The sequence below is a fragment of the Mycobacterium sp. genome (assembly GCF_965229265.1).
Taxonomy (GTDB): domain Bacteria; phylum Actinomycetota; class Actinomycetes; order Mycobacteriales; family Mycobacteriaceae; genus Mycobacterium.
Genome location: NZ_CBDDIY010000009.1, coordinates 193,466 through 214,598, shown reverse-complemented (window position 1 = coordinate 214,598; position 21,133 = coordinate 193,466). Strand labels below are relative to the sequence as shown.

At 65.6% G+C, this 21,133-nt stretch carries 19 protein-coding genes; 12 read left to right on the top strand and 7 right to left on the bottom strand.

Annotation, left to right across the window (positions count from 1 at the left end; all coding sequences use genetic code 11):
• Positions 1-106 precede the first annotated feature (106 nt).
• Positions 107-682 carry a TetR/AcrR family transcriptional regulator gene (locus ADBZ9K_RS01905; RefSeq protein ID WP_526618121.1) on the bottom strand — a complete coding sequence of 192 codons (576 nt, stop codon included), beginning with the start codon at positions 680-682 and terminating at the stop codon, positions 107-109.
• 188 nt (positions 683-870) lie between these two features.
• Between ADBZ9K_RS01905 and ADBZ9K_RS01900 the strand changes: the two genes are divergently transcribed.
• The 11 genes from ADBZ9K_RS01900 to ADBZ9K_RS01850 all read left to right on the top strand — a co-directional run bounded on the left by ADBZ9K_RS01900 (position 871) and on the right by ADBZ9K_RS01850 (position 12,191).
• Complete coding sequence (locus tag ADBZ9K_RS01900; RefSeq protein WP_526618120.1) at positions 871-1,581, top strand: MlaE family ABC transporter permease; 711 nt, start codon at positions 871-873, stop codon at positions 1,579-1,581.
• Complete coding sequence (locus tag ADBZ9K_RS01895; protein ID WP_526618119.1) at positions 1,578-2,429, top strand: MlaE family ABC transporter permease; 852 nt, start codon at positions 1,578-1,580, stop codon at positions 2,427-2,429. The genes ADBZ9K_RS01900 and ADBZ9K_RS01895 overlap by 4 nt, the downstream gene beginning before the upstream one ends.
• Positions 2,430-2,432: 3 nt before the next feature.
• Entirely contained in the window at positions 2,433-3,752 is a 1,320-nt protein-coding gene (locus tag ADBZ9K_RS01890) for an MCE family protein (protein WP_526618118.1), read from the top strand.
• A 27-nt stretch (positions 3,753-3,779) separates the two neighbouring features.
• Positions 3,780-4,808 (top strand): MCE family protein, encoded by a 1,029-nt coding sequence (locus tag ADBZ9K_RS01885; RefSeq protein ID WP_526618116.1) that lies wholly within the window; start codon positions 3,780-3,782, stop codon positions 4,806-4,808.
• Positions 4,805-6,058 carry an MCE family protein gene (locus tag ADBZ9K_RS01880; RefSeq protein WP_526618114.1) on the top strand — a complete coding sequence of 418 codons (1,254 nt, stop codon included), beginning with the start codon at positions 4,805-4,807 and terminating at the stop codon, positions 6,056-6,058. Before ADBZ9K_RS01885 ends, ADBZ9K_RS01880 begins: the two co-directional genes overlap by 4 nt.
• Positions 6,055-7,338 (top strand): MCE family protein, encoded by a 1,284-nt coding sequence (locus ADBZ9K_RS01875; RefSeq protein WP_526618112.1) that lies wholly within the window; start codon positions 6,055-6,057, stop codon positions 7,336-7,338. Before ADBZ9K_RS01880 ends, ADBZ9K_RS01875 begins: the two co-directional genes overlap by 4 nt.
• Positions 7,335-8,471: a virulence factor Mce family protein gene (locus ADBZ9K_RS01870; RefSeq protein ID WP_526618111.1), complete on the top strand. Its 1,137-nt coding sequence runs from the start codon at positions 7,335-7,337 to the stop codon at positions 8,469-8,471. Before ADBZ9K_RS01875 ends, ADBZ9K_RS01870 begins: the two co-directional genes overlap by 4 nt.
• A 1-nt stretch (position 8,472) precedes the next feature.
• Positions 8,473-9,912, top strand: coding sequence for an MCE family protein (locus tag ADBZ9K_RS01865; protein WP_526618110.1), 1,440 nt, complete (start codon positions 8,473-8,475; stop codon positions 9,910-9,912).
• Positions 9,913-10,065: 153 nt separating this feature from the next.
• A complete protein-coding gene (locus ADBZ9K_RS01860; RefSeq protein WP_526618109.1) occupies positions 10,066-10,920 on the top strand; it encodes an LLM class F420-dependent oxidoreductase in 855 nt (284 codons plus the stop codon).
• A gap of 12 nt (positions 10,921-10,932) precedes the next feature.
• Positions 10,933-11,418, top strand: coding sequence for a nuclear transport factor 2 family protein (locus tag ADBZ9K_RS01855; protein WP_526618107.1), 486 nt, complete (start codon positions 10,933-10,935; stop codon positions 11,416-11,418).
• Positions 11,415-12,191 carry an SDR family NAD(P)-dependent oxidoreductase gene (locus tag ADBZ9K_RS01850; RefSeq protein WP_526618105.1) on the top strand — a complete coding sequence of 259 codons (777 nt, stop codon included), beginning with the start codon at positions 11,415-11,417 and terminating at the stop codon, positions 12,189-12,191. Before ADBZ9K_RS01855 ends, ADBZ9K_RS01850 begins: the two co-directional genes overlap by 4 nt.
• On the opposite strand, the gene ADBZ9K_RS01845 is transcribed toward ADBZ9K_RS01850, so the two are convergent.
• The 3 genes from ADBZ9K_RS01845 to ADBZ9K_RS01835 all read right to left on the bottom strand — a co-directional run bounded on the left by ADBZ9K_RS01845 (position 12,192) and on the right by ADBZ9K_RS01835 (position 15,036).
• Complete coding sequence (locus ADBZ9K_RS01845; protein WP_526618103.1) at positions 12,192-13,403, bottom strand: acyl-CoA dehydrogenase family protein; 1,212 nt, start codon at positions 13,401-13,403, stop codon at positions 12,192-12,194.
• A gap of 142 nt (positions 13,404-13,545) precedes the next feature.
• Positions 13,546-14,172 (bottom strand): FMN-binding negative transcriptional regulator, encoded by a 627-nt coding sequence (locus ADBZ9K_RS01840; RefSeq protein ID WP_526618102.1) that lies wholly within the window; start codon positions 14,170-14,172, stop codon positions 13,546-13,548.
• A gap of 24 nt (positions 14,173-14,196) precedes the next feature.
• The gene (locus ADBZ9K_RS01835) at positions 14,197-15,036 is read right to left on the bottom strand and encodes a DUF3097 family protein (protein ID WP_526618101.1); all 840 of its coding nucleotides are present in this window, start codon (positions 15,034-15,036) and stop codon (positions 14,197-14,199) included.
• 137 nt (positions 15,037-15,173) lie between these two features.
• On the opposite strand from ADBZ9K_RS01835, the gene ADBZ9K_RS01830 reads away from it, so the two are divergent.
• On the top strand, positions 15,174-16,406 hold the full coding sequence (locus tag ADBZ9K_RS01830) for a serine hydrolase domain-containing protein (protein ID WP_526618100.1): 1,233 nt from the start codon (positions 15,174-15,176) through the stop codon (positions 16,404-16,406).
• 9 nt (positions 16,407-16,415) lie between these two features.
• Here ADBZ9K_RS01830 and ADBZ9K_RS01825 read toward each other — a convergent pair whose 3' ends face one another.
• The 3 genes from ADBZ9K_RS01825 to ADBZ9K_RS01815 are packed head-to-tail and all read right to left on the bottom strand — an operon-like array spanning position 16,416 to position 21,062.
• Positions 16,416-17,456 (bottom strand): zinc-binding metallopeptidase family protein, encoded by a 1,041-nt coding sequence (locus tag ADBZ9K_RS01825; RefSeq protein WP_526618099.1) that lies wholly within the window; start codon positions 17,454-17,456, stop codon positions 16,416-16,418.
• Positions 17,449-18,387 carry a transglutaminase-like domain-containing protein gene (locus ADBZ9K_RS01820; RefSeq protein ID WP_526618097.1) on the bottom strand — a complete coding sequence of 313 codons (939 nt, stop codon included), beginning with the start codon at positions 18,385-18,387 and terminating at the stop codon, positions 17,449-17,451. The genes ADBZ9K_RS01825 and ADBZ9K_RS01820 overlap by 8 nt, the downstream gene beginning before the upstream one ends.
• On the bottom strand, positions 18,384-21,062 hold the full coding sequence (locus tag ADBZ9K_RS01815) for a circularly permuted type 2 ATP-grasp protein (protein ID WP_526618096.1): 2,679 nt from the start codon (positions 21,060-21,062) through the stop codon (positions 18,384-18,386). The genes ADBZ9K_RS01820 and ADBZ9K_RS01815 overlap by 4 nt, the downstream gene beginning before the upstream one ends.
• Positions 21,063-21,133: the final 71 nt, after the last annotated feature.

The window sequence follows — 21,133 nt, the reverse complement described above, 5'->3', positions numbered from 1 at the left end:
TAGCCCAACTCTGCCCTGCATCGAAGGCTCAGTATCAGGCTAAGCAAAAAGCCTGGCCTCCACAACAGATGTTGTGGCCCACTCCGCCCAGGCTGGCGCCACCGACCTAGCACTGCGCGAGGAGCCGCCCGACTTGCAGAGTGAGCCACCCGGTATCGATTGGCCGCTCCGAGTAGAGGAGCTGGTCGATTAGCAGACCGTCCAGCATCGCGACCATCCCGGGTGCATGCGCTTCCGGATCCCCGCAGCCGACAGCGGTGAGGATTCGCGCAACAACATCGACGAAACGCTTTCGGGCAGCGCCGATTTCGCGCCGCAGGTGGTGATCGCGCGCCGATTGCAGCAACACTTCATGGTGGGCGATGTAATGGTTGCGCGCCTCGGGTTGCAACGAGTCCACCAGGTTTTCAGCAAGCAGGATGACAGCGCGGTCCTTGCTCAGCTTCCGGTCGGGTATCAGCTCGAGGGAGACTATGTCAAGTTCGAGCAATCGCTCGTTCACCGCACGCAGCAGCGCGGTGCGCGTGCTGAAGTGATTGGCCGTCGATCCCAGCGGTAGATCGAGTCGGCGATCGATTGCCCGATGCGTCAGGCCACGGCCGCCCTCAGTCGCCAGGACTTCGATCGCGGCATCAAGGATCGCAGTGCGGCGAGCTACCGGGGCGGGGGTTTCCACGTCCATGCGGGGGAATTATGCACCATCCGCTTGCCAGAACAACAGACGTTGTGCTCCAATCGCAACAACAGATGTTGTTGTGCTTCACGTCACGCCGTCATGGTGCGGCATTGAGTAGGAGAGGAAGCCTGTAGGTGTCTCTGGCTGACCCAACACTCACGCGGCCGCTTCGGGCGGTTGGCGGCTTCTTTGCGATGGCCATTGATACCCTCATCTTGATCCCGCAACGTCCGTTCGCCTACGGAGAGTTTTTCCTGCAGGCGTGGTTTATCGCACGGGTGTCGCTGCTACCCACCGTGCTGTTGGCGGTGCCGTTCGCTGTGCTCACCGAGTTCACCTTGAACATCCTGCTCGTCGAGTTCGGAGCCGCAGATTTTTCCGGCGCGGGCGCGGCATACGGCACCGTGACGCAGATCGGGCCAATGGTCACCGTGTTGGTCGTAGCTGGTGCCGGTGCCACCGCGATGTGCGCCGATCTCGGTGCACGCACCATCCGGGACGAGATCGACGCGCTGCGTGTGATGGGCATCAACCCAATGCAGGCGCTCGTCGTGCCACGAGTACTGGCTGCCACCTGTGTCGCTATCCTGCTGTCCTCACTGGTGATCCTGGTCGGTTTGGTTGGCAGTTTCTTCTTCTCGGTATACGTCCAGCACGTCACCCCCGGCGCATTCGCCGGGGGCATCACACTGCTCACGGGGATCGGGTCGGTGATGATCGCGCTGATCAAGGCGGCGTTGTTCGGCCTCAGCGCGGGACTGATCGCCTGCTACAAGGGCATGTCGGTTGGCGGCGGCGCCGCGGGAGTCGGGCAGGCCGTCAACGAGACGGTGGTGTACACCTTCATGGCACTGTTCGCCATCAACATCGTCGTCTCGGCAATCGGTATGAAGGCGATTTCGTGAGCGCGCAGCGCGCGGCGCAGCCATCGCGCCTGCACTCGCGGCTGCACGACTGGGGTATTGCGCTCGACCGGGTCGGACTGCAGACCGCGTTCTACGGCCGGACATTGCTTTCCGTAAAGGACGCGGTGGTCCGCTACCGGATCGAAACGTTGCGGCTGATCGCTGAGATGGGTCTAGGCGTGGGCGCGCTGGCGGTCATCGGTGGAACCGTCGTGATTGTTGCATTCCTAACGTTGTCGGTCGGTGCGCTCGTTGCCGTCATCGGCTATAACCAATTCTCCCAAGTTGGCGTCGAAGCTCTGACGGGATTCGCTTCCGCTTATTTCAACGTTAGGCTGCTCGCCCCGCTAATCGCCGGGGTGGCACTGGCTTCCACCATCGGTGCCGGTGCAACCGCGCAGTTGGGGGCGATGCGGATCAACGAAGAGATCGATGCGCTCGAGGTAATGGGGATCAGAGCGGTCGCCTTCTTGGCCTCCACCCGTCTGATCGCCGGCATCATCGTCGTGATTCCGCTGTACTGCGTGGCGATCCTCAGTTCGTTCTTAGCTGCGCGTGTCGGAACGACCGTCGGCTACGGCCAATCGAGCGGCGTCTACGACCACTACTTCACGACATTCTTGAATCCGGGAGATGTGTTGAGGTCGTTCGTGTTAGCAATCACGATGTCGATCGTCATCATGCTGGTTCACACCTACTACGGGTTCAACGCATCCGGCGGACCGGCAGGTGTCGGCGAGGCGGTCGGACGCGCGGTACGCACCTCGTTGGTCGCCGCGACTCTGATGACGATGTTCGTCTCCCTTGCACTGTATGGGCAATCCGGTGATTTCAACTTCGCGGGATGACGCATGAACAGTCTTAGCGGACACCGCATTAGGCCAGCGTGGTGGTCGCTGTTGCTGGGTCTGGCCATCGCCGCGATTGTGACCATCTGCTCGGCGATGTTCCAGGGCAGCTTCACCCCATACGTCCCGGTAACCCTTACGTCGAATCGCTCCGGGCTAATCATGGAATCCGGCGCCAAGGTAAAGATGCGAGGGGTACAGGTCGGTCGGGTCGCCGGTGTCGGAGGTGGTGAGAATTCAGTCAGCCTGCGGTTACAGATGTTTCCCGACCAGATCAGTCATATCCCCGCCAACGTAGGCGCACAGATTCGCTCTACGACAATCTTCGGCGCCAAGTACGTCGACCTGATTTATCCGAGTGATCCGAGTCCGGCTCAGTTGCGCGCCGGCGCGGTGCTCACCTCATCCAATGTCAGTACCGAAGTCAACACCGTGTTCGACAACGTCGTTGGCCTTCTGAAGCGGATCGATCCGGCAAAACTCAACGCCGTTCTCAGTGCCTTGGCGCAAGGAGTGCGCGGCCAGGGCCAGCGTATCGGTGAGGCGATTACCGCCGCTAATTCTGTACTGCGCGAGGTCAATCCGCGAATGTCCGCGGTGCAGCAGGACTGGCGGGCTCTCGATGCGGCCAGCGCTACATACGCCGACTCAGCGACAAACATATTGGCCACCCTGGACGCAGCGAGCACGATCAGCTCCACCATCACGGCCCACCGCGCCGATCTCGACGCGCTGCTGCTCAGCACGCTCGGCTTCGCCGGCAGCGGAGCTGACCTGCTGGCAGCCTCGCAAAGGTCGCTGGTGGACGCCGTCAACATCCTCGAGCCGACTACCGCGTTGCTGATGAAATACCAACCCGAATACACCTGCCTGCTCGTCGGTACGAAACTTCTGCTGGACAACACCCTTTACCAGAGCGTCGGCGGCAACGGGAAGTCGGTGATCCTCGATGCGGCGACCCTGCTCGGCAGCGATAGCTACGTCTATCCCGACAACCTCCCCATCGTGGCGGCCAAAGGCGGCCCGGGTGGCAAGCCGGGCTGCGGGTCGCTGCCCGACGCATCCAAGAACTACCCGGTTCGTCAGCTGGTCACAAACACCGGTTGGGGCACCGGCCTCGACTTGCGACCCAATCCCGGCATCGGCCACCCGTGGTACATGGATCTACTGCCGGTCACCCGCGCGGTTCCACAACCGCCGAGCATCCGGGGTATGGGCCCGCCGGCTATCGGCCCGGTTCCCTACCCCGGCGCTCCCCCTTACGGTGCAGCGCAATACGGCCCTGGCGGGTTGCCGTTGTATCCGCTGGCACCAACCCCCTGACACCATGGCCGAAGATCGGGATCATCATTGAACAGCATTCTGCGACAATCGCTTTGGCGCCTAGGCGCATTCACGACCGTGTGCGTGGCGGGCACCTTCGCCGTGGTCATGGTGTTCGCGCAACTTCGCTTCGCGGCTCAGCACTCCTATCAGGCGGCCTTCAGCAACGTCTCCGGTCTCAGAAGTGGTCAGTTCGTCCGAATCGCAGGTGTCGAGGTCGGGAAGGTCACCAGAATTTCGGTCAATGACAACAACACTGCCACCGTTGTCTTCTCAGCCGACGACTCCGTCGTGCTCAACGACGGATCCCGGGCGCTGATTCGCTATGAAAACATCATCGGTGACCGATATCTCGAGCTGCGTGATGGCCCCGGATCGTCGCACAGACTCCCAGCCGGAGCGACGATTCCCATCGAGCGAACCCAGCCGGCGCTGGACCTCGACGCGCTCATCGGTGGCTTTCGCCCCTTGTTCCGGGCGCTCAACCCTGAACAGGTAAACCTGCTCAGCAGCCAACTAGTCAAGGTCTTCCAGGACGAGGGAGCCACGATCAACACGTTCCTCGCCGAGACAGCCACGCTCACCTCCGCGTTGGCCGATCGAGACCGGCTGATAGGTGACCTCATCACCAACCTCAACTCGGTGCTGGGCTCGTTGAACGGGCAAGGCGCCAAGTTCGGAGAAGCCGTGACCGCCCTGTCCAGGTTGGTGGAGAGCCTATCGGCACGTCGAGTCGACATCTCCGACGCTGTGGCCCACACCGATGCTGCGACACAATCGATCGCTGGCCTGCTACAAGCAATCCGACCCGCCGTCGCCGAGACGGTGATGCAGACCGATCGCGCCGCTGGCATCGCCGTCGCCGATCACGACTACCTCGACGATCTGCTGAACACCTTGCCCGACTCTTATCGCATTCTGTCGCGCCAAGGGCTCTACGGAGACTACTTCTCCTTCTATCTTTGCGATCTGCTGCTGAAGATCAACGGCAAAGGCGGCCAGCCCGTTTACGTCAAGCTGGCCGGGCAGGACACGGGAAGGTGCACTCCGAAATGAAGTCGCTGATCGAAAGAAATCACACGATCACCGGTGCCGTCGGTGTCGGCGTGGTCGCGGTCCTCGTCGCCGCGGGCTTCTTCTACGACCAGGTGGCCTTCGTCGTCGGAGACCGTCCGCATTCAGCCTATTTCAGTGATGCCAGCGGACTGCAAGAAGGTGCTGACGTCCAGGTCGCCGGCGCGGCGATCGGAAAGGTGACCCACATCGACCTCGACGGAGCACGGGTTCGTGTGCAGTTCAACGTGGACAAACATGTGCGCCTCGGCGAGCGGTCGGAGGCGGCGATCAAGACGTCCAGCTTGCTCGGAGTGAAAGTTCTGCAAATCGTATCGGCAGGCGATGGGCAACTATCACAACCGATTCCACTAGATCGGACCAAACCGGCCTACGAGCTTAACGATGCACTGTCCGATCTCTCGACAACCATCGCAGACTTGAACACACACGACGTCAACGCATCGTTGACCACGATCGCCCAAGAATTTTCCTCGACTCCGCCCCATCTGCAGGCGGCCTTGGCCGGTATCACGGAGTTCTCCCAGACGCTCAATGCCCGTGACCAACAGCTGCGCGAGATGCTGTCGAACGCTCAGAATTCGACACAGGTTCTAGCTTCGAGAACAGACGAAGTGGTGAGCCTCATAGTCAACACCGATGCGCTGCTGGGGCAACTGGGATCCCAAAGTGCGGCGTTGGACACCATCTCCGCCGATATCTCCGCGCTGGCTCACCAGCTGTCAGCGTTCCTCGGCGAGAACCGCGCCCAACTTCGTCCAGCGCTCGACAAGCTGAACGGGGTCCTGGCCATCGTGGACAATCGTAAGGAGAAGGTCCAGGAATCGCTCAAACTGCTCAACCCATACCTGATGTCGTTGGGTGAGGCGGTGTCCGGTGGCCCATTCTTCAAGCCCTATCTGGCCAATCTGCTTCCGGGGCAGTTCATCCAACCCTTTGTCGATGCAGCGTTCTCGGACCTCGGTCTGGACCCCAATGTTCTGCTGCCCTCGCAACGCAACGACCCGCAGGCCGGCCAGCCTGGGACGCCTGCGCTACCCGTACCATATCCGCGCACCGGACAGGGCGGCGAACCGAAGTTGACTCTGCCTGACGCCATCACCGGATCTCCCGGTGACCCTAGGTATCCGTATCACGAGCCACCGCCGGCCCCGGCACCTGGAGGTCCACCGCCGGGCCCCCCCGCTCCCGCTCCACGTGTCGAACCGGACCAGCCCGGAGCGAACCGATGACTCGCCGCGGCCGAACCGTCGGTGTCCTGTCGATCGTCTTGATCACGGTCCTGCTCGGCGGCGTCGGCATCGTCCTGCGCCCTGCGTTCTGGTCGGCGGCCCGAACCCACATCACCGCATACTTCGACAACACCAATGGGCTTTATCCCGGAGACGACATATTGATTCTCGGCGTCCGAGTCGGTGCCGTCGACACTATCGAGCCGCAGCCCACGCACGCGCGGGTGACGTTCTGGGTCTACAGTAGCTACAAGATCCCGACAGATGTTCGGGCCGCCATCATCTCCCCGCGGCTGGTGACGGCTCGCTCCATTCAGCTCGCTCCGGCGTATACGTCCGGACCCGCCCTCTCCAGCGACGCCGTGATCCCGCAGGAACGCACCGCAGTTCCGGTCGAATGGGACGAGCTTCGTAAGCAACTCCAAAAGCTCAGCGACAGTCTGCAACCCGTCGGACCGGATGGAATCAGCCCACTCAGTGCATTCATAACTACGTCCGCGGCAAACCTACGCGGGCAAGGTGTGGCGATCCGCACCGCTATCCTCGAACTGGCGCAAGCGGTGTCGGCTGTCGGCGACCACAGCGACGACATCTTCTCCACGACGAAGAATCTCGCCAAACTTGTCTCGGCGCTGCAGTCGAGCACAGACCTCATGCGCCAGTTGAACCGGAACTTAGGGTCCGTGACCGAGTTGCTCGCCAATGATGACAATGAAGTCGGTCAGGCCGTGAGCGATATCGACAAGGTCGCTGGCGAGGTCCGATCCTTTGTCGCCGACAACCGGGAAGTCATTGGGACGACATCGGACAAACTGGCGTCTACCACCTCCGCACTGGTAGCAAGCCTCGACGACCTGAAGCAGGCATTACATGTCGCACCCAACACACTTGCCAACTTCAACAACATCTACGCGCCGGCACACGCGTCCCAGACCGGTGTGCTGGCCCTCAACCAGTTCGCCAATCCCATTCAATTTCTCTGCGGCGCCATCGAAGCGGCATCGCGATTGGGCGCAGAACAGGCCGCCAAGCTCTGCGTCCAATACCTGGCACCCATCGTAAAGAATCGCCAGTACAACTTTCCGCCGATCGGCCTCAATCCTGTGATCGGAGCGATCGCACGTCCCAACGAAGTCACCTACAGTGAGGACTGGATGCGTCCTGACTACAACCCGGCAGATGCAGTGGCGAGACCAGCGCCTGACGCAAGCCCCGCGGCCGTGACGGATCCGTCCGAAGGGCTGGCGGGTCTCATGGTTCCTACGGAACCAGCACCATGATCGGAGCGCTGCGGACTTGCCTTGCCGCCCTGGCGATTACGGCACTAACGGCGGGTCTCGCCGGATGTGACTGGCACGGTGTGAACTCGTTGCCACTACCGGGAACCGCCGGCCGCGGCGATGGCGCCTACACCGTCTCCGCGCAGCTACCCGACGTCACCAACATCCAGCCGAACTCACGAGTCCGCGTGGGTGATGTGACAGTCGGCAATGTCGTGAAGATCGACCGGCAAGGCTGGCACGCGTTGGTCACCATGAGGATCGACGGCGATGTCGACTTGCCCGCCAACGCGACCGCAACTATTGGACAGACCAGTCTGCTGGGCACTCTGCACATCGAGCTAGCCGCACCCACGAGTCAGCCACCCCAGGGCCGGCTGCATGACGGATCAGTGATTCCCTTGGACAACTCCGGTACATATCCGACCACCGAACAGACGTTGGCAGCTGTATCCCTATTGCTCAACGGAGGTGGAATCGGTCAGATCCAGGACATCACCGAGGCGTTCAGCACGGCGCTGAGGGGCCGTGAGAGTGACCTGCGCGACTTTCTCAGCCAGATAAGGCAATTCACGGCGGCACTCAACGCCCAGCGTGACGATATCATCACAGCTTCGTCAAGCCTCAACCGCCTTGTAGCACAGTTCGCCGAACAGAAGCCTGTGATGGATAACGCGTTGCACACCATTCCCGATGCGCTCGCCACCCTCGCCGATCGACGGGAACAGTTGACCAACGCCCTCGCTTCGCTCGGCAGGTTCAGCGCACTAACCAACGACACGGTAGGCAAGACGAAGGAGAGCCTTGTCGAGGAGTTGAAAAACATAGGCCCGGTGCTCAAGTCACTTGCTGATGCTGGTCCTGCGTTGACACGATCGCTGAGCATGCTCGCGACCTATCCCTGGCCCAAGGAGAACATCGCTAAGTGGATGCGCGGCGACTACGCCAATCTCACACTCGTGGTGGACGTTACGCTGAGCCGACTCGACGCGACATTGTTGACCGGAACCCGGTTTGAGGGCAATCTGACTGAACTGGAATTGCAATGGGGCCGCACAATCGGTCAGATCCCCAGTCCTTACAGCGCAGGTAACCCACTGACCGCTCCCTACCATCTCGACCAAGGTCGCTGATATGCGGCTACACAGACGGCTACGGATCCAGCTGGCGATCTTCGGCATCGTCGCGTTGACCAGCGCGGGTATCTTGCTATTCGGCTATCTGAAAGTGCCCGCGGTCTATTTCGGCGTCGGCCGCTACACCGTCGGCGCAGACCTTCCCGAGGCAGGAGGTCTCTACGCGAACGCCAACGTCGTCTACCGGGGTAGCACGATCGGTCGAGTGAAAGACATCGAGCTCACCGGCGACGGAGTGCGGGCCGTGTTGTCGTTGGACTCGAGTGTCAGCATTCCCGCTGACATCGCCGCCGCCGTACATAGCGTGACCGCCGCGGGCGAGCAGTATGTATCGCTGACCCCCCGAACCGACGGGGGCCCGGCACTCCAAAACGGGGATGTCATCACCGCCGACCGCACATCGATTCAGCCCGATGTCAACGAACTCCTGGATGCCACCAACCGCGGGCTGACGGCAATCCCGCACGAGAGTCTGAGCACGGTTATCGACGAGAGCTATACCGCCTTTGCCGGCCTGGGTCCCGAGCTGTCGCGCATCGTCAACGGGTCCACCAAGCTCGCGATCGACGCCGGCAAGAACCTCGAACCGCTTGTCATGCTGATTGACCAATCAAAGCCTGTTCTGGACAGTCAATCCGACTCCGCTGACAGCATAGGCGCGTGGGCGGCACACCTGGCGGACATCACCCGTCAAGTCCAGACCCACGACTCACAACTGTCCGGGATGCTGCACAAGGCAGCACCGGCACTCGACGAAGGCAAGGCGCTCTTCGACAGGATGCGAGCGACTTTGCCTATCCTGACCGCCAACTTGGCCAGCGTCGGTCAGGTCGCCGTCGCTCAACAGCCCGCCCTGGAGCAACTCCTTGTGCTGCTGCCCGCCAATATCGCCGAGGCGCAAGGGATAGGCGTCGCCAACCTGACCGACCACGGCCCGTACAAAGGCATCTACCTCGACCTCGCGTTGAACCTCAACCTTCCGCCGGTATGCAACACCGGATTCCTTCCGCCACAACAACGGCGTGCCCCTGCGATGCAAGACTCCCCACCGCGGCCGCCGGGGGATCTTTACTGTCGTATCCCGCAGGACTCCCCCTTCAATGTGCGCGGTGCGCGCAACTATCCGTGTTTAACAGTTCCCGGCAAGCGTGCCCCAACGGTGAAGATGTGCGAAGCCAATGAGACATACACTCCGCTCAACGACGGATACAACTGGAAAGGCGACCCCAACGCCACATCGTCGGGACAGGATTTGCCTCAGTTGGCGCCGGCAGAAGCGGTACCGGCTCCCCCGCAACCGGTGGCACCCGCCGCGGCCGGCGGTGACCAGGTGACTGGCGAGTATGTTGGCCCGGACGGATCGGTATACCGACAGAGCGACATTTCACAATCCCCTCAGGAAAAGACCTGGCAATCGATGCTCACGCCGTCGCCCTGAGAGCGGGCCCGCGCGGCGAACTGATCCAGCGTCAAGCGCCGCGGTCATAGGCACTCCTGTCCGGCAGACGAGAATTCGTTCTACCGCACCGTAGCGGTCTCGATCACCGAGACGCAAGCATTCCGGCGGTGTGGCGGCCGATAGAACAGCACTGTGCGGATCGGACTATCGACGCCGATGGTGATGCAGTTGCCCGGGGTGTCGTCGTCCTGGGAGGAAGCCGCCGGAGTCGCCGACCTGGCGACGGTCGCGCACACCGCCGATGAATTGGGCTTCGACCACCTCACCTGCGCCGAACACATCGCCGTGCCCGTCGGCGACGGCGACCAGCGCGGCCTGACCTACTGGGATCCGCTCTCGACGTTCGGGTTCCTCGCGGCCCATACCAGCCGGATTCGGCTGACGACGTCGGTGCTTGTGCTGGGCTATCACCATCCGCTGGAGATCGCCAAGCGGTTCGGCACGCTGGACCGGCTCAGCGAAGGACGGCTGGTGCTGGGCGTCGGCGTCGGATCCCTGGCCGAGGAGTTTGACCTGCTGGGGGCGACCTTCGACGGGCGCGGCGAGCGGGCCGACGACGCGATCGCGGCCCTGCGCGCGGCACTGTCGACCACCAGGCCCGTCTACCACGGCAGCCATTACCGGTTCGAGGGTTTCGCGGTGCAGCCCTGCGCCGTCCAGTCCCGGGTGCCGATCTGGGTGGGCGGGCGCACACGGCGTTCGCTGCGCCGGGCGGTGCGCCTGGCCGACGGCTGGATGCCGTTCGGGCTGCGGCCCGCCGACATCGCGGACATGCTGGGCACGGTCGACGCCCCGCCCGGCTTCGACGTCGTACTGGCTACCGGCAGTGCCCTTGACCCGATCGGCGACCGATCCGGAAGCACCAAGCGCCTCAACGCCTTACGCGCCGCCGGGGCCACCGCGATCACCTGTTCGGTGGCCGCCGAGTCGCCCGGACACTACTGCGATCAGCTTGCCGCACTGCGGGAGCTGGCCGACCAGCTCTGAAAGGAGAGCGCCGTGAGCGACCTACTCGAGGGTCTCGAGAGACGCCTGAAACTACTGGAAGACGAACGGGATATCGCTCGCCTGATCGCGTCCTACGGCCCACTGGTCGACTCCGGCGACGCTGACGCCGTCGCCGCACTGTGGGCACCCGATGGCAGCTACGACACCGGCGACTGGACGATGTCCAGCCGCGACGACGTCGCCGCCATGGTGCGCTCCGGGCCGCACCAGGGACTGATCGCCCGGGGCTGCTGCCACTTCTTCGGGCCGCCCGCGGTCACCGTCGACGGTGACGAGGCCGTCGCCGTGTGCCAGTCGATGCTGCTGGTGCGCCGGGAGGCGGGCGGCTACAACGTCGGCCGCGCCGGTGTGCACCTCATCCGGCTGCACCGGGCCGGGCAGGGCTGGGCGATCGTCAGCCGCACCGCCCGCCAGCTCGACGGCAGCGGCGAAGCCGCCGCATTGACCGCGGCGGGCCTGCCCGGTGCTGACCGATGAGCGGCGCACTGAACGGCCGGGTCGCCCTGGTGACCGGCGCCGGAGCCGGGATCGGTGCCGGGATAGCCCGCCGGTTCGCCGACGAGGGTGCCCGGGTGGTGGTGGCCGAATTCGACCCGAAATCCGGGGCGGCAATGGCCGAAGAGATCGGCGGGTTGTTCGTCCAGACCGATGTCTCGAAGCGCGATGAGGTCGAAAACGCGGTCGCTGCAGCAGTTTCCGAATACGGGACGATCGAGATCCTGGTCAACAACGCCTGGGGCGGCGGCGGGGTCGGACGGGTGGAGAACAAGACCGACGCGGAGTTGGCACACGGTATCGCGGTGGGCTACTACGGTCCGTTCTGGGCGATGCGCGCCGCCTACGGATACATGAAGGCCGGCGGCTGGGGCCGGGTGATCAACATGTGCAGTCTCAACGGGGTCAACGCCCATATCGGCTCGCTGGAGTACAACGCCGCCAAGGAAGCCCTGCGCACCCTCACCCGCACGGCCGCGCGGGAGTGGGCACCGACCGGGGTGACCGTCAACGCGATCTGCCCGGCCGCCAAGAGCCAGGCCTTCCTGACGGTCGCGGCCCAGCATCCCGAGATCGAGGCGATCGCCGATGCCGCCAATCCGATGGGCCGGATGGGCGACCCGTACGACGACATCGCCCCGGTCGCGGTCTTCCTGGCCAGCGCCGGCTCGCGCTACCTGACCGGCAACACGTTGTTCGTCGACGGCGGCAGCCACATCAACGGCGTCGCGTGGGCGCCGGACCTGGGGCCCTAACTAGCGCAACGGCAGGCCGGTGAGAGCGCGGGCGATCACCAGCCGCTGGATCTCACTGGTGCCCTCGAAGATCGTGAAGATCTTCGAGTCGCGGTGCATCCGCTCCACGGGGTACTCGCGGGTGTAGCCGTTGCCGCCGAGGATCTGGATCGCCTCGTCAGTGACGTACACCGCGGTCTCGCTAGCAAACAGCTTGGCCATCGACCCCTCCGCCGAGGCGAACGGCTTGTTGTTGCGCTGCATCCAGCCCGCCCGCCAGACCAGCAGCCGGGATGCGTCGACCCGGCTCTTCATATCGGCCAGCTTGAATCCGATGCCCTGGAAGTCCCCGATCTTGCGGCCGAATTGCTCACGCTGGCAGGCGTATTCGAGTGCGTATTCGTAGGCGGCCCGAGCCACACCTAGCGCCATCGCGCCCACCACGGGGCGAGTCCGCTCGAAGGTTGCCATCGCGGCCTGGGTGGAGGTACGCCGCCCTTCGCGGGCCCGGGCGATGCGCTGCTCGAAGCGCTCCATCCCGCCCAGGATCAAATTGCCCGGCAGGCGCACGTTGTCCAGCACCACCTCGGCGGTGTGTGAGGCGCGGATGCCGTGCTTCTTGAACTTCTGGCCCTGCGACAGGCCGGGGGTATTCGGCGGAATGATGAACGTGGCCTGGCCGCGGGTGCCCAGCTCAGGGTGAACCGAGGCAACGACGATGTGGACGTTGGCGATGCCGCCGTTGGTGGCCCACGTCTTCGTCCCGTCCAGCACCCACTCGTCGGCGGCCGCGTCGTAGCGCGCCCGGGTGCGCACCGCCCCGACGTCCGAACCGGCGCCCGGCTCCGAGGAACAGAACGCCGCCAGATGCGGATCGCCGGGCGTGCCGAACATCTCGGGCAGCCAGTGCCCCAGCTGTTCGGGCGTGCCGTTGGCGGCCAGTGCCGCCGCCGCCAGGCCGGTGGCCAGGATCGACAGCGCGATGCCGGCGTCACCCCAGAACATCTCCTCGAACACCACGAGCAGCCCGACGCCGGAGGGCTCGGCTGCCATCTCGGCGAACAGTTCTGGGGTGTAGAGCCCGACCTTGGCAGCCTCCTGGATCAGCGGCCAGGGCGTCTCCTCGCGCTCGTCCCATTCGGCGGCGGCGGGGCGCACCACATCGGCAGCGAACTGGTGCACCCAGTCGCGGACGTGAACGACTTCTTCGGGAAGTTCGAGGGAGAAAGTCATGGCGTGCAGGCTCCGGGTCAAGTCGTACCGCGTCGGCCGGGGTGACGACAGACTGCAGTCGGCGGGAAAGCTCGTACAGTGAACGACTGTACACCGAAGGCGGCGGGTCGATCCTGCGAGGTTCATCACAGTCCGACGCCGGTCAGCGGCCCGTCAGGCGAGCCACCGCGTCGGCGACCACGTGGTCTTCCGGCCGGGTCGAGTTGCGCAGACCCTCGACGACGCCCACACGATTGCGCTCGGGTTGGTTCTGGGACATCTTGGATTTGCCTTCGACCCGGTCGATGACCACTTCGATGCCGACCACGCCGCGTACCTGTGCGGTGACATAGTCCCCTGGCGCATCGGTGACCTTCCAGGGTGAATCCTGCTGGTGTTCATGGTGATCGGTCAGATCGGTGACCACGGTGCGCACCCACCCCGGATCGTCGTGGGACAGCAGGCGGCCATGGACGGTGAGCACCTCGTAGTTCCAGGTGGGCACCACCTTGCCGGTCTCGGCTTTGGTGGCGTAGAACCCCGGAGAGATGTAGGCCTGGGGTCCCGGGATGATCGCCACCACCGGCGCGCCGGCGGCCTTCCAGTGCGGGTTGGCGCGGCCGACATGCCCGACCAGGGAATGACTCTCGGCCCGGTAGAGCAGGGGTACCGGCGTCACCAAATAGCCGTGCTCCTCGCCGCCGTAGGTGACCAGGTGTGCCAGCACTCCGGCGGCCAGGACCGCGCGCGCCTCCTCGGGCGATATGGCGAACGCCGCCGGTATGTACATGAACCTCAGTATGTCGCCGGGGCGTCAGGCCGGCTGCGTCACGAAGTCGATCAGCTCTTCAACACGCCCGATCAGCGCCGGCTCCAGATCGGTCCAATCCCGCACCGTGGCCCGGATGCGCTGCCACGCCCGGGCGATGTCGGCCTGATCCCGGTGCGGCCACCCCAGCGCCGCGCAGATCCCGTGTTTCCATTCGACGCTGCGCGGCACCGACGGCCACGCCGCCAGGCCCACTCGCTCGGGCTTGACCGCCTGCCAGATGTCGACATAGGGATGGCCGACGACGAGGGTGTGTGCACCGCCGGGGCCGCGACGCACCGCGTCGGCGATGCGGGCTTCCTTGGATCCCGCGACCAGATGGTCGACGAGGACCCCCAGCCGGCGGCCCGGCCCTGGCTGGAACGTCGCGACGATGTCGGCGAGGTCGTCGACTCCCCCGAGGTACTCCACCACGACACCCTCGACCCGCAGGTCCTCCCCCCACACCTGCTCGACGAGTTCGGCGTCGTGGCGGCCCTCGACGTAGATCCGGCTGGCCAGCGCCACCTTGGCTCGGGCGTCGGCGACCTTCACCGATCCCGACTTGGTGCGCTGGGCCGCGGCCGGCGCCGACCGGCGCGGGGCGGTCAGGATCACCGGCTTGCCTTCCAGCAGAAAGCCGGGTCCCAGCGGGAACACCCGGCGTCGGCCCCGCCGGTCCTCCAGCTCCACCCGGCCGCCCTCGACGCCCATCACCGCGCCGACGAATCCCGACTGGGGATCTTCGACCACCATCCCCAGCTCCACCGCCTGCTCGGCGGAGCGAAGCTTGTGCGCGTTGTGCGGATTGTTGGACAAAATGTCGGCGCCATAGCGATCAGCCACCCGGCGATCGTAGGGAGGCTCGGACCGATTCCGGCCGCAGCGGCCCGGCGCGTCCGATGCGTGTCGGCATTTCGCCCCGAAACCCCGGCCGCGGCAGGACCGTGGGGCATACGCTGCCACCAGCCGGAAGGGGGCTGATGGTACTCAAGGTTGCGGTGCCGCCCGACCTGATGGGCGGCGGCGTCTCCGAGGGGTACGGCAAGGTCGCCGATGCCTTCCGGACGAATCTGGCGGCCGGGCGCGAAATCGGTGCGGCCGTGGCGGTGTACCGCGACGGGGTCCAGGTCGTCGACCTGTGGGGCGGCTACCGCAACGGCACGACCCGCACGCCGTGGCAGGCCGACACGATGGTGAACATGTTCTCGACGACCAAGGGTGTCACCGCCCTGGTCTTCGCCGTCGCGGTGTCCAAGGGGCTGCTGTCCTATGACGCGAAGGTCGCCGACTACTGGCCGGAGTTCGGCCAGGCCGGCAAGGGCGGGGTCACGGTTCGTCAGCTGCTGGCTCACCAGGCGGGCCTGCCCGCGTTGACCCCGAAGCCCACCTTGCGCGATGTCGCCGACCCTGCCCGGCTGGCACCGATGCTCGCCGCGCAGGCACCGGCGTGGCGGCCCGGTAGCCGGCACGGTTACCACGCCATCACGCTGGGCTGGTATCAGTCCGAACTGATTCGCCGCACCGACCCCGCCGCCCGGACGGTGGGCCGGTTCCTCGCCGAGGAGATCGCCGCGCCGCTCGGCCTGGACCTGCACATCGGGCTACCCGACCACATCGACCGCGACCGGATCGCGCAGCTGCACAGCTGGAAGCGCGCCGAAACGCTGCTGCACCTGCGGGAGATGCCGGCCGGGTTCGTCGCCGCGGCGCTCAACCCGGTCGGGCTGGCCGCGCGCAGCACCGCGATACCCCACGGCGTCGACCCGTTCGCCGGCGACTACAACCGCGACGACGTGCGCGCCGTCGAAATGCCGTCGAGCAACGGCATCGGCACCGCCAGCGCGGTCGCTCGGTTCTATGGCAGCGCGGCCACCGGCGGCGCCGAGATCGGGCTGCACCCGACGACGCTCGAAGAAATCGCCGCACCACCGATCCCGCCCAGCGGGGGCCTGCGCGACAAGGTGCTAAACGTCGACACGGTGTTCACGTTGGGATTCAGCAAACCGCTGCCCGGCCTCCACTTCGGATCATCCGACAAGGCTTTCGGCACACCAGGTTTCGGAGGGTCCTTCGGTTTCGCCGATCCCGACACCGGTGTCGGCTTCGGCTATGTCATGAACCGGCTGGGTTTCCATCTCTACAGCGATCCTCGCGAACTGGCGCTGCGCCAGGCCGTGTTCCGTGACGTACTGGGCGCCCGGCCGCAAACCTAACCCGCAGGCTCAGTGCGCTGCGGCCTCGGCGGCGACCTCGTCGATCACGATGTGGACGAAACGCATCTTCTCCAGCACGGGCACCGGCAGCACGAACGGGTACAGATCGTCCTTGCCCATCGACCGGTTCACCATGTTCAGCGACCACGCCAGCGGCAGCCACATCTCCAGCATGTTGTCGAAACCGCTGGGTCCCAACACGCGTCGCTCGAAGGTGGCGTTCGCCGGTGCGATCCCGAACCCGGCGGCGGTGTCCAGGGTGTCGCGGATGTGCAGGTAGTGCGCGAAGGTCTCGGCCCAGTCCTCGGCGGGATGCATAGTGGCGTAGGAGGATACGTATTCTTTTTCCCAGCCGGCCGGCGGACCCTGGCTGTAATGGCGATCCAGCGCGGCCTGGTAGTCGGCCTCCGGATCGCCGAACAACTCGTTGAACCTTTCGAGATAGTCCGGCGAGGTGCCGACCAGCCGGTAGAAGTAGTAATGGCCGATCTCGTGGCGGAAGTGGCCGAGCAGGGTGCGATAGGGCTCGTCCATCGCGGTGCGCAACTGCTCGCGGTGCACGTCATCACCCTCGGCCAGATCCAGCGTGATCACGCCGTTGTCGTGACCGGTGAACACCTTCTCCTTGGCGCTGGACAGCAAGTCGAACGCCAGCCCGTACTCCGGGTCCTCGTCGCGGCCGACGATCGGCAGCTTGAGCTCGTGCAGTTCGGCGATCAGCCGGCGTTTGGCCCGCTCGGCCAGCGCGAACGCCGCCAGGGCCGGGGCGTCGGAGTCATCTGGCCTGGTGCGGGTCAGCCGGCAGGACTCGCACAGCTGCCGGAGGGGCTGCACCTTCACCAGCCAATTACATTCGGCCAGATGAAGATTGGCGCACAACTGGTATTCAGCGGCATCCACCGCACCGCCGTGCTCGCTGTCCTCGCCGGAGGCGATCACCAGGAACGCCATGTCGTCGAGGGAGAATCCGACCGAGCTGCCGCAGGACAGGCAGACCGAGTTCTCGAAGGCCAGATGCTGCCCACAGTTCGGGCAGATGAAGTCACGCATGAAGCACACCCCCTTCAAACGGGGCCACATCGACCGAAACGTCGATGACGCTGCGCTCGGAGTCGGTGTAGATGATGCCGCGCAGCGGCGGTACATCGGCATAGTCCCGGCCCCAGCCGACCGTGATGTAGCGCTCGTCGACGAGCGCGTCGTTGGTGGGATCCAAGCCGAGCCACTGGTTTTGCGGGGTCCATACCGCGGCCCAAGCATGGGTCGCATCGACGCCGAACATTCGTTCCTTTCCCGGCGGCGGGTCAGTGGCCAGGTATCCCGACACGTAACTCGCGGCCAATCCATTGGCGCGCAGGCAGGCGATCGCCAGCCGAGCGAAGTCCTGGCATACCCCTTCTCGCGCAACCAAAACCTGGCTCACCTGTGTCGAAACCGTGGTCGAACCTGAACGGTAGGTGAATTCGGAAAATATCCGTGCGTTGAGATCGCGGAGGACCTCGACGAGCGGGCGACCCGGCTCGAAGCTGGGGGCGGCGTATTCTCGCACCGCTTCGGTGATCTCCGGTGGCCGCAGATCGAGGGTGAACTCCGAGGCCAGCACCCCATCGCGGCCGACCGGTCGGGCAGCTTCCCACGGGGCAAGCGCCGAGCCCGCGCCGTACAGGGCGGCAGGCGGCGGGTCGACCTCGACGACCGAGCGGCTGGTGACCGTCAGCGCGCGGTGGCGTTCGGTGACGTGGAAGTAGGAGCTGAGGTTGCCGTACACATCGCGGCTGGTGGACCGGTCGGCGGGCTCGGGGTCGATCTCCAGCTCGTGGCTCAGGCAGCGCTGCCGGGTGGTGTCCCGCGGCGTAAGGTGTCCACGGCCATAGGAGCTGGTCACCACGTCGGAGTAGCGATACTCGGTGCGATGGGTGATCCGGTAGCTGCGGCTGCCGATGGCCGGGGTGGGGCCGTCCGGGAACGACTCCCCGGTCATGGCACCACCCGCCGCTGGTCGGGGCCCCACAGCGGCTGCATGCCGCCGGGCAGCGAAAGCTGGGTGGCGGTGATGACGTTGGACAGATCGCGCAACGCGCGGTGCATCCCCCCCAGCAGCCCGTCGAGCTCAACCCGACGACCCTCGTCGTCGGCCTCCTCCAGATCGGCCGGGTCCAGGCGACGCAGCCGGGTGCTGATCTCGTCAACCAGGCGTTCTGGCCGCGACGAGCCCGAGGCTCCGGGCAGGGCACGCAGGTTGGTGCGCAGCCGTTCCAGCTGGTACACCAGCGATCTGGGGTTCTCCCCGTCGAACAGCACGAGGTCGGCCACGGCCGCCACACTAACCTTGCCCAGGTTGCGTCTGCGGTAGATCACCGCCGATTCGCAGACCACCAGCGCAGATTCGGTGATGGTCTGCTCGGCTCCCGGGCTGCGCTCGGTAATCAGCGTGGCACGCAACAGCGCGGTCAGCGCCAGGCCGCGTTCGATGCGCTTGCCGATGTCCATCATCGTCCAGCCGGCATCGTGCACCATCGACTCGGCGGCCACCCCGGACAGTGCCAGCATTCCGGCCAGCGTCTGTTGCTGCGCGGCGGCCAGGTGCGTGTCGTCGGCCACCCGGGACCCGCGCTGCGCACTGGGCGCCACCTCCGCCTGGTCGGCCAGGGCCCGTTCGACGGCGCCGAGCACCATCCAGGTGTCGTTGGACATCTGGTCGCGCACCGAGCGGGCGGCCAGGCCGAGCCGTTCGATCGACTGCGCCAGCGACCCGGCGCGCTGGCGATCGACCGTCAGCGACCACAGCGTGCGCTGCGCGGCGGCCACCGCGTCGGCGTAGGACCCGGCCGCACCGGTGTCGCTGCCGGTGATCGCGCCCAGCGCCGACAGCAGCACGGGCACGCACTCGCTGCCCTCCATGTCCTGGCGGTACCGGTATTCGTGGTAGCGCTCGCGGGTGACGATCAGCAGCCGGGCCAGGTTTTCCGCGCGTTCGCCGTACCGGCCCATCCAGAACAGATCGGACAGCACGCGCGGCGAGCTGATGAACCGGGTGCCGCTGGGCAGCTCCACGGACGGCACGGTCAGCGTCTCGGCCTTCACCCGCGTCGGCGGACGTACCCAAATATCCTTGGCGGCAATCGTTTTCAGCTTGTAAGCGGCGTTGCCCGGAGCCAGCACATACCCGAGTCCGCCGATCATCGGGGCATACCCGCCGCGCTGGGACACCGTGAACAACCGCATCCCCACGCTGGCCGCCGACAGCTGGCCCGCATAGTGGTCGGTGGGAGCCGAGGAGAACTGCGGCAGTTCCTGGCCGGCCCATTGCCAGGGCTGCGCCTCGATCCGCGCGGCCAGCTCGGCCCGCTGGGCCGCCGACAGCGCCGGGCCGACGATCGTCTCGGCACCCACGGTGGACTTGACCAGCAGGCTGCCCAGCCGGGCCAGCAGATGCGACCGCTCACGGTCGAACCCGCCCCAGAACCACTGGGGCGTCTCCAGCAGCGGCTTCTCCCCCAGCAGCGCCTCCCCGAGCTGCGGCAGGAAGCGTTGCAGCCCCGGGCTTTCCAGGATCCCGGCACCCAGGGTGTTGACGACGGTGACCGCGCCGCGGCGCTGCACCTCGACCAGGCCGACCACACCCAGCCGCGAGTCTGCCCGCAGATCCAGCGGGTCGGCGTATTCGGCGTCGACCCGGCGCAACACCACGTCGACCCGCTTCAGGGTGCCCAGCGACCGCATCCACAGCTTGCCGTCCCGGACCACCAGGTCGGCGCTCTCCACCAGCGGGAAGCCCAGCACCGAGGCCAGATAGGCCTGATCGAAGGCGGTCTCGGAATGGATGCCCGGGCTGAGCACCACCACCACCGGATCCTCGGCGGCTTCCGGGGCGGCCTCGATCAGCGCCAGTCGTAGCGCCTGCGCGAACGGCGAGGCCGGTCGCGGCCCGACCCGCTCGTAGACGTCGGGAACCGCGTGTGCGACCACCCGGCGGTCAGCCAGCGCGTAGCCCGCGCCAGACGGGGCCTGCGTCCAGTCGGCGTTGACCAGGAACCGGCCGTCGGCGGCCCGGCTGACGTCGCAACCGAGCATGAACAGCTGATGGCGCCCCGGATTCTCGATGCCGCGGGCCGCGCGGATGTAGCCGGGATGGCCGAACAGCAACTGCGGCGGCAGGACGCCGCTGGTGATCGCACGGCGCTGGCCGTAGAGGTCGGTCAACACGGCATCGAGCAGGCGGGACCGTTGCAGCACACCGGCTTCCAGCGTTTCCCAGTCCGCCGCCGAGAGCAGCAACGGTATCCCGTCAAGGTGCCACGGGCCGGGCATCGCGATGCCCTCGCCATTGGTGACGGCCTCACCGTGCCGGTCGATCTCGATGTAGGTGATGCCGTCGTTGTCGACGAGCCCACGCACGACGCCGCGCAGGCGCTCCAGCCCGGCCCGGCCCCGTTCGCCGATAAGGTCGCCGAGTTCCTGCCAGGACGGCCGGATGGCGCCGGTGGCGTCGACGAACTCGTCGTATCCAGTGCCGCCGAAGGTGCCCGAACCGGACCCACCGCTGCGCAGGTCGAACAGGGTGTCCTGGGCTCGGGCGGCCCGGTAGCCGGCGAGTAGACGATCGGGGTCATGGCTGGGCCGGCTGAGGTCAGAACCGGCAGCCGACAGCGACAACGGCCCACCTCCTGACTGAAGTACTCCTGCAAACCTACGAGAACGGACCGTCCCGACCACGTTCGGGTCGG

Bases quoted from the DNA above. Each gene is read 5' to 3' on its own strand.
- ADBZ9K_RS01905 (WP_526618121.1), bottom strand. From the start codon at position 682: ATGGACGTGGAAACCCCCGCCCCGGTAGCTCGCCGCACTGCGATCCTT.
- ADBZ9K_RS01900 (WP_526618120.1), top strand. From the start codon at position 871: ATGGCCATTGATACCCTCATCTTGATCCCGCAACGTCCGTTCGCCTAC.
- ADBZ9K_RS01890 (WP_526618118.1), top strand. From the start codon at position 2,433: ATGAACAGTCTTAGCGGACACCGCATTAGGCCAGCGTGGTGGTCGCTG.
- ADBZ9K_RS01880 (WP_526618114.1), top strand. From the start codon at position 4,805: ATGAAGTCGCTGATCGAAAGAAATCACACGATCACCGGTGCCGTCGGT.
- ADBZ9K_RS01875 (WP_526618112.1), top strand. From the start codon at position 6,055: ATGACTCGCCGCGGCCGAACCGTCGGTGTCCTGTCGATCGTCTTGATC.
- ADBZ9K_RS01870 (WP_526618111.1), top strand. From the start codon at position 7,335: ATGATCGGAGCGCTGCGGACTTGCCTTGCCGCCCTGGCGATTACGGCA.
- ADBZ9K_RS01865 (WP_526618110.1), top strand. From the start codon at position 8,473: ATGCGGCTACACAGACGGCTACGGATCCAGCTGGCGATCTTCGGCATC.
- ADBZ9K_RS01850 (WP_526618105.1), top strand. From the start codon at position 11,415: ATGAGCGGCGCACTGAACGGCCGGGTCGCCCTGGTGACCGGCGCCGGA.
- ADBZ9K_RS01845 (WP_526618103.1), bottom strand. From the start codon at position 13,403: ATGACTTTCTCCCTCGAACTTCCCGAAGAAGTCGTTCACGTCCGCGAC.
- ADBZ9K_RS01840 (WP_526618102.1), bottom strand. From the start codon at position 14,172: ATGTACATACCGGCGGCGTTCGCCATATCGCCCGAGGAGGCGCGCGCG.
- ADBZ9K_RS01830 (WP_526618100.1), top strand. From the start codon at position 15,174: ATGGTACTCAAGGTTGCGGTGCCGCCCGACCTGATGGGCGGCGGCGTC.
- ADBZ9K_RS01825 (WP_526618099.1), bottom strand. From the start codon at position 17,456: ATGCGTGACTTCATCTGCCCGAACTGTGGGCAGCATCTGGCCTTCGAG.
- ADBZ9K_RS01820 (WP_526618097.1), bottom strand. From the start codon at position 18,387: ATGACCGGGGAGTCGTTCCCGGACGGCCCCACCCCGGCCATCGGCAGC.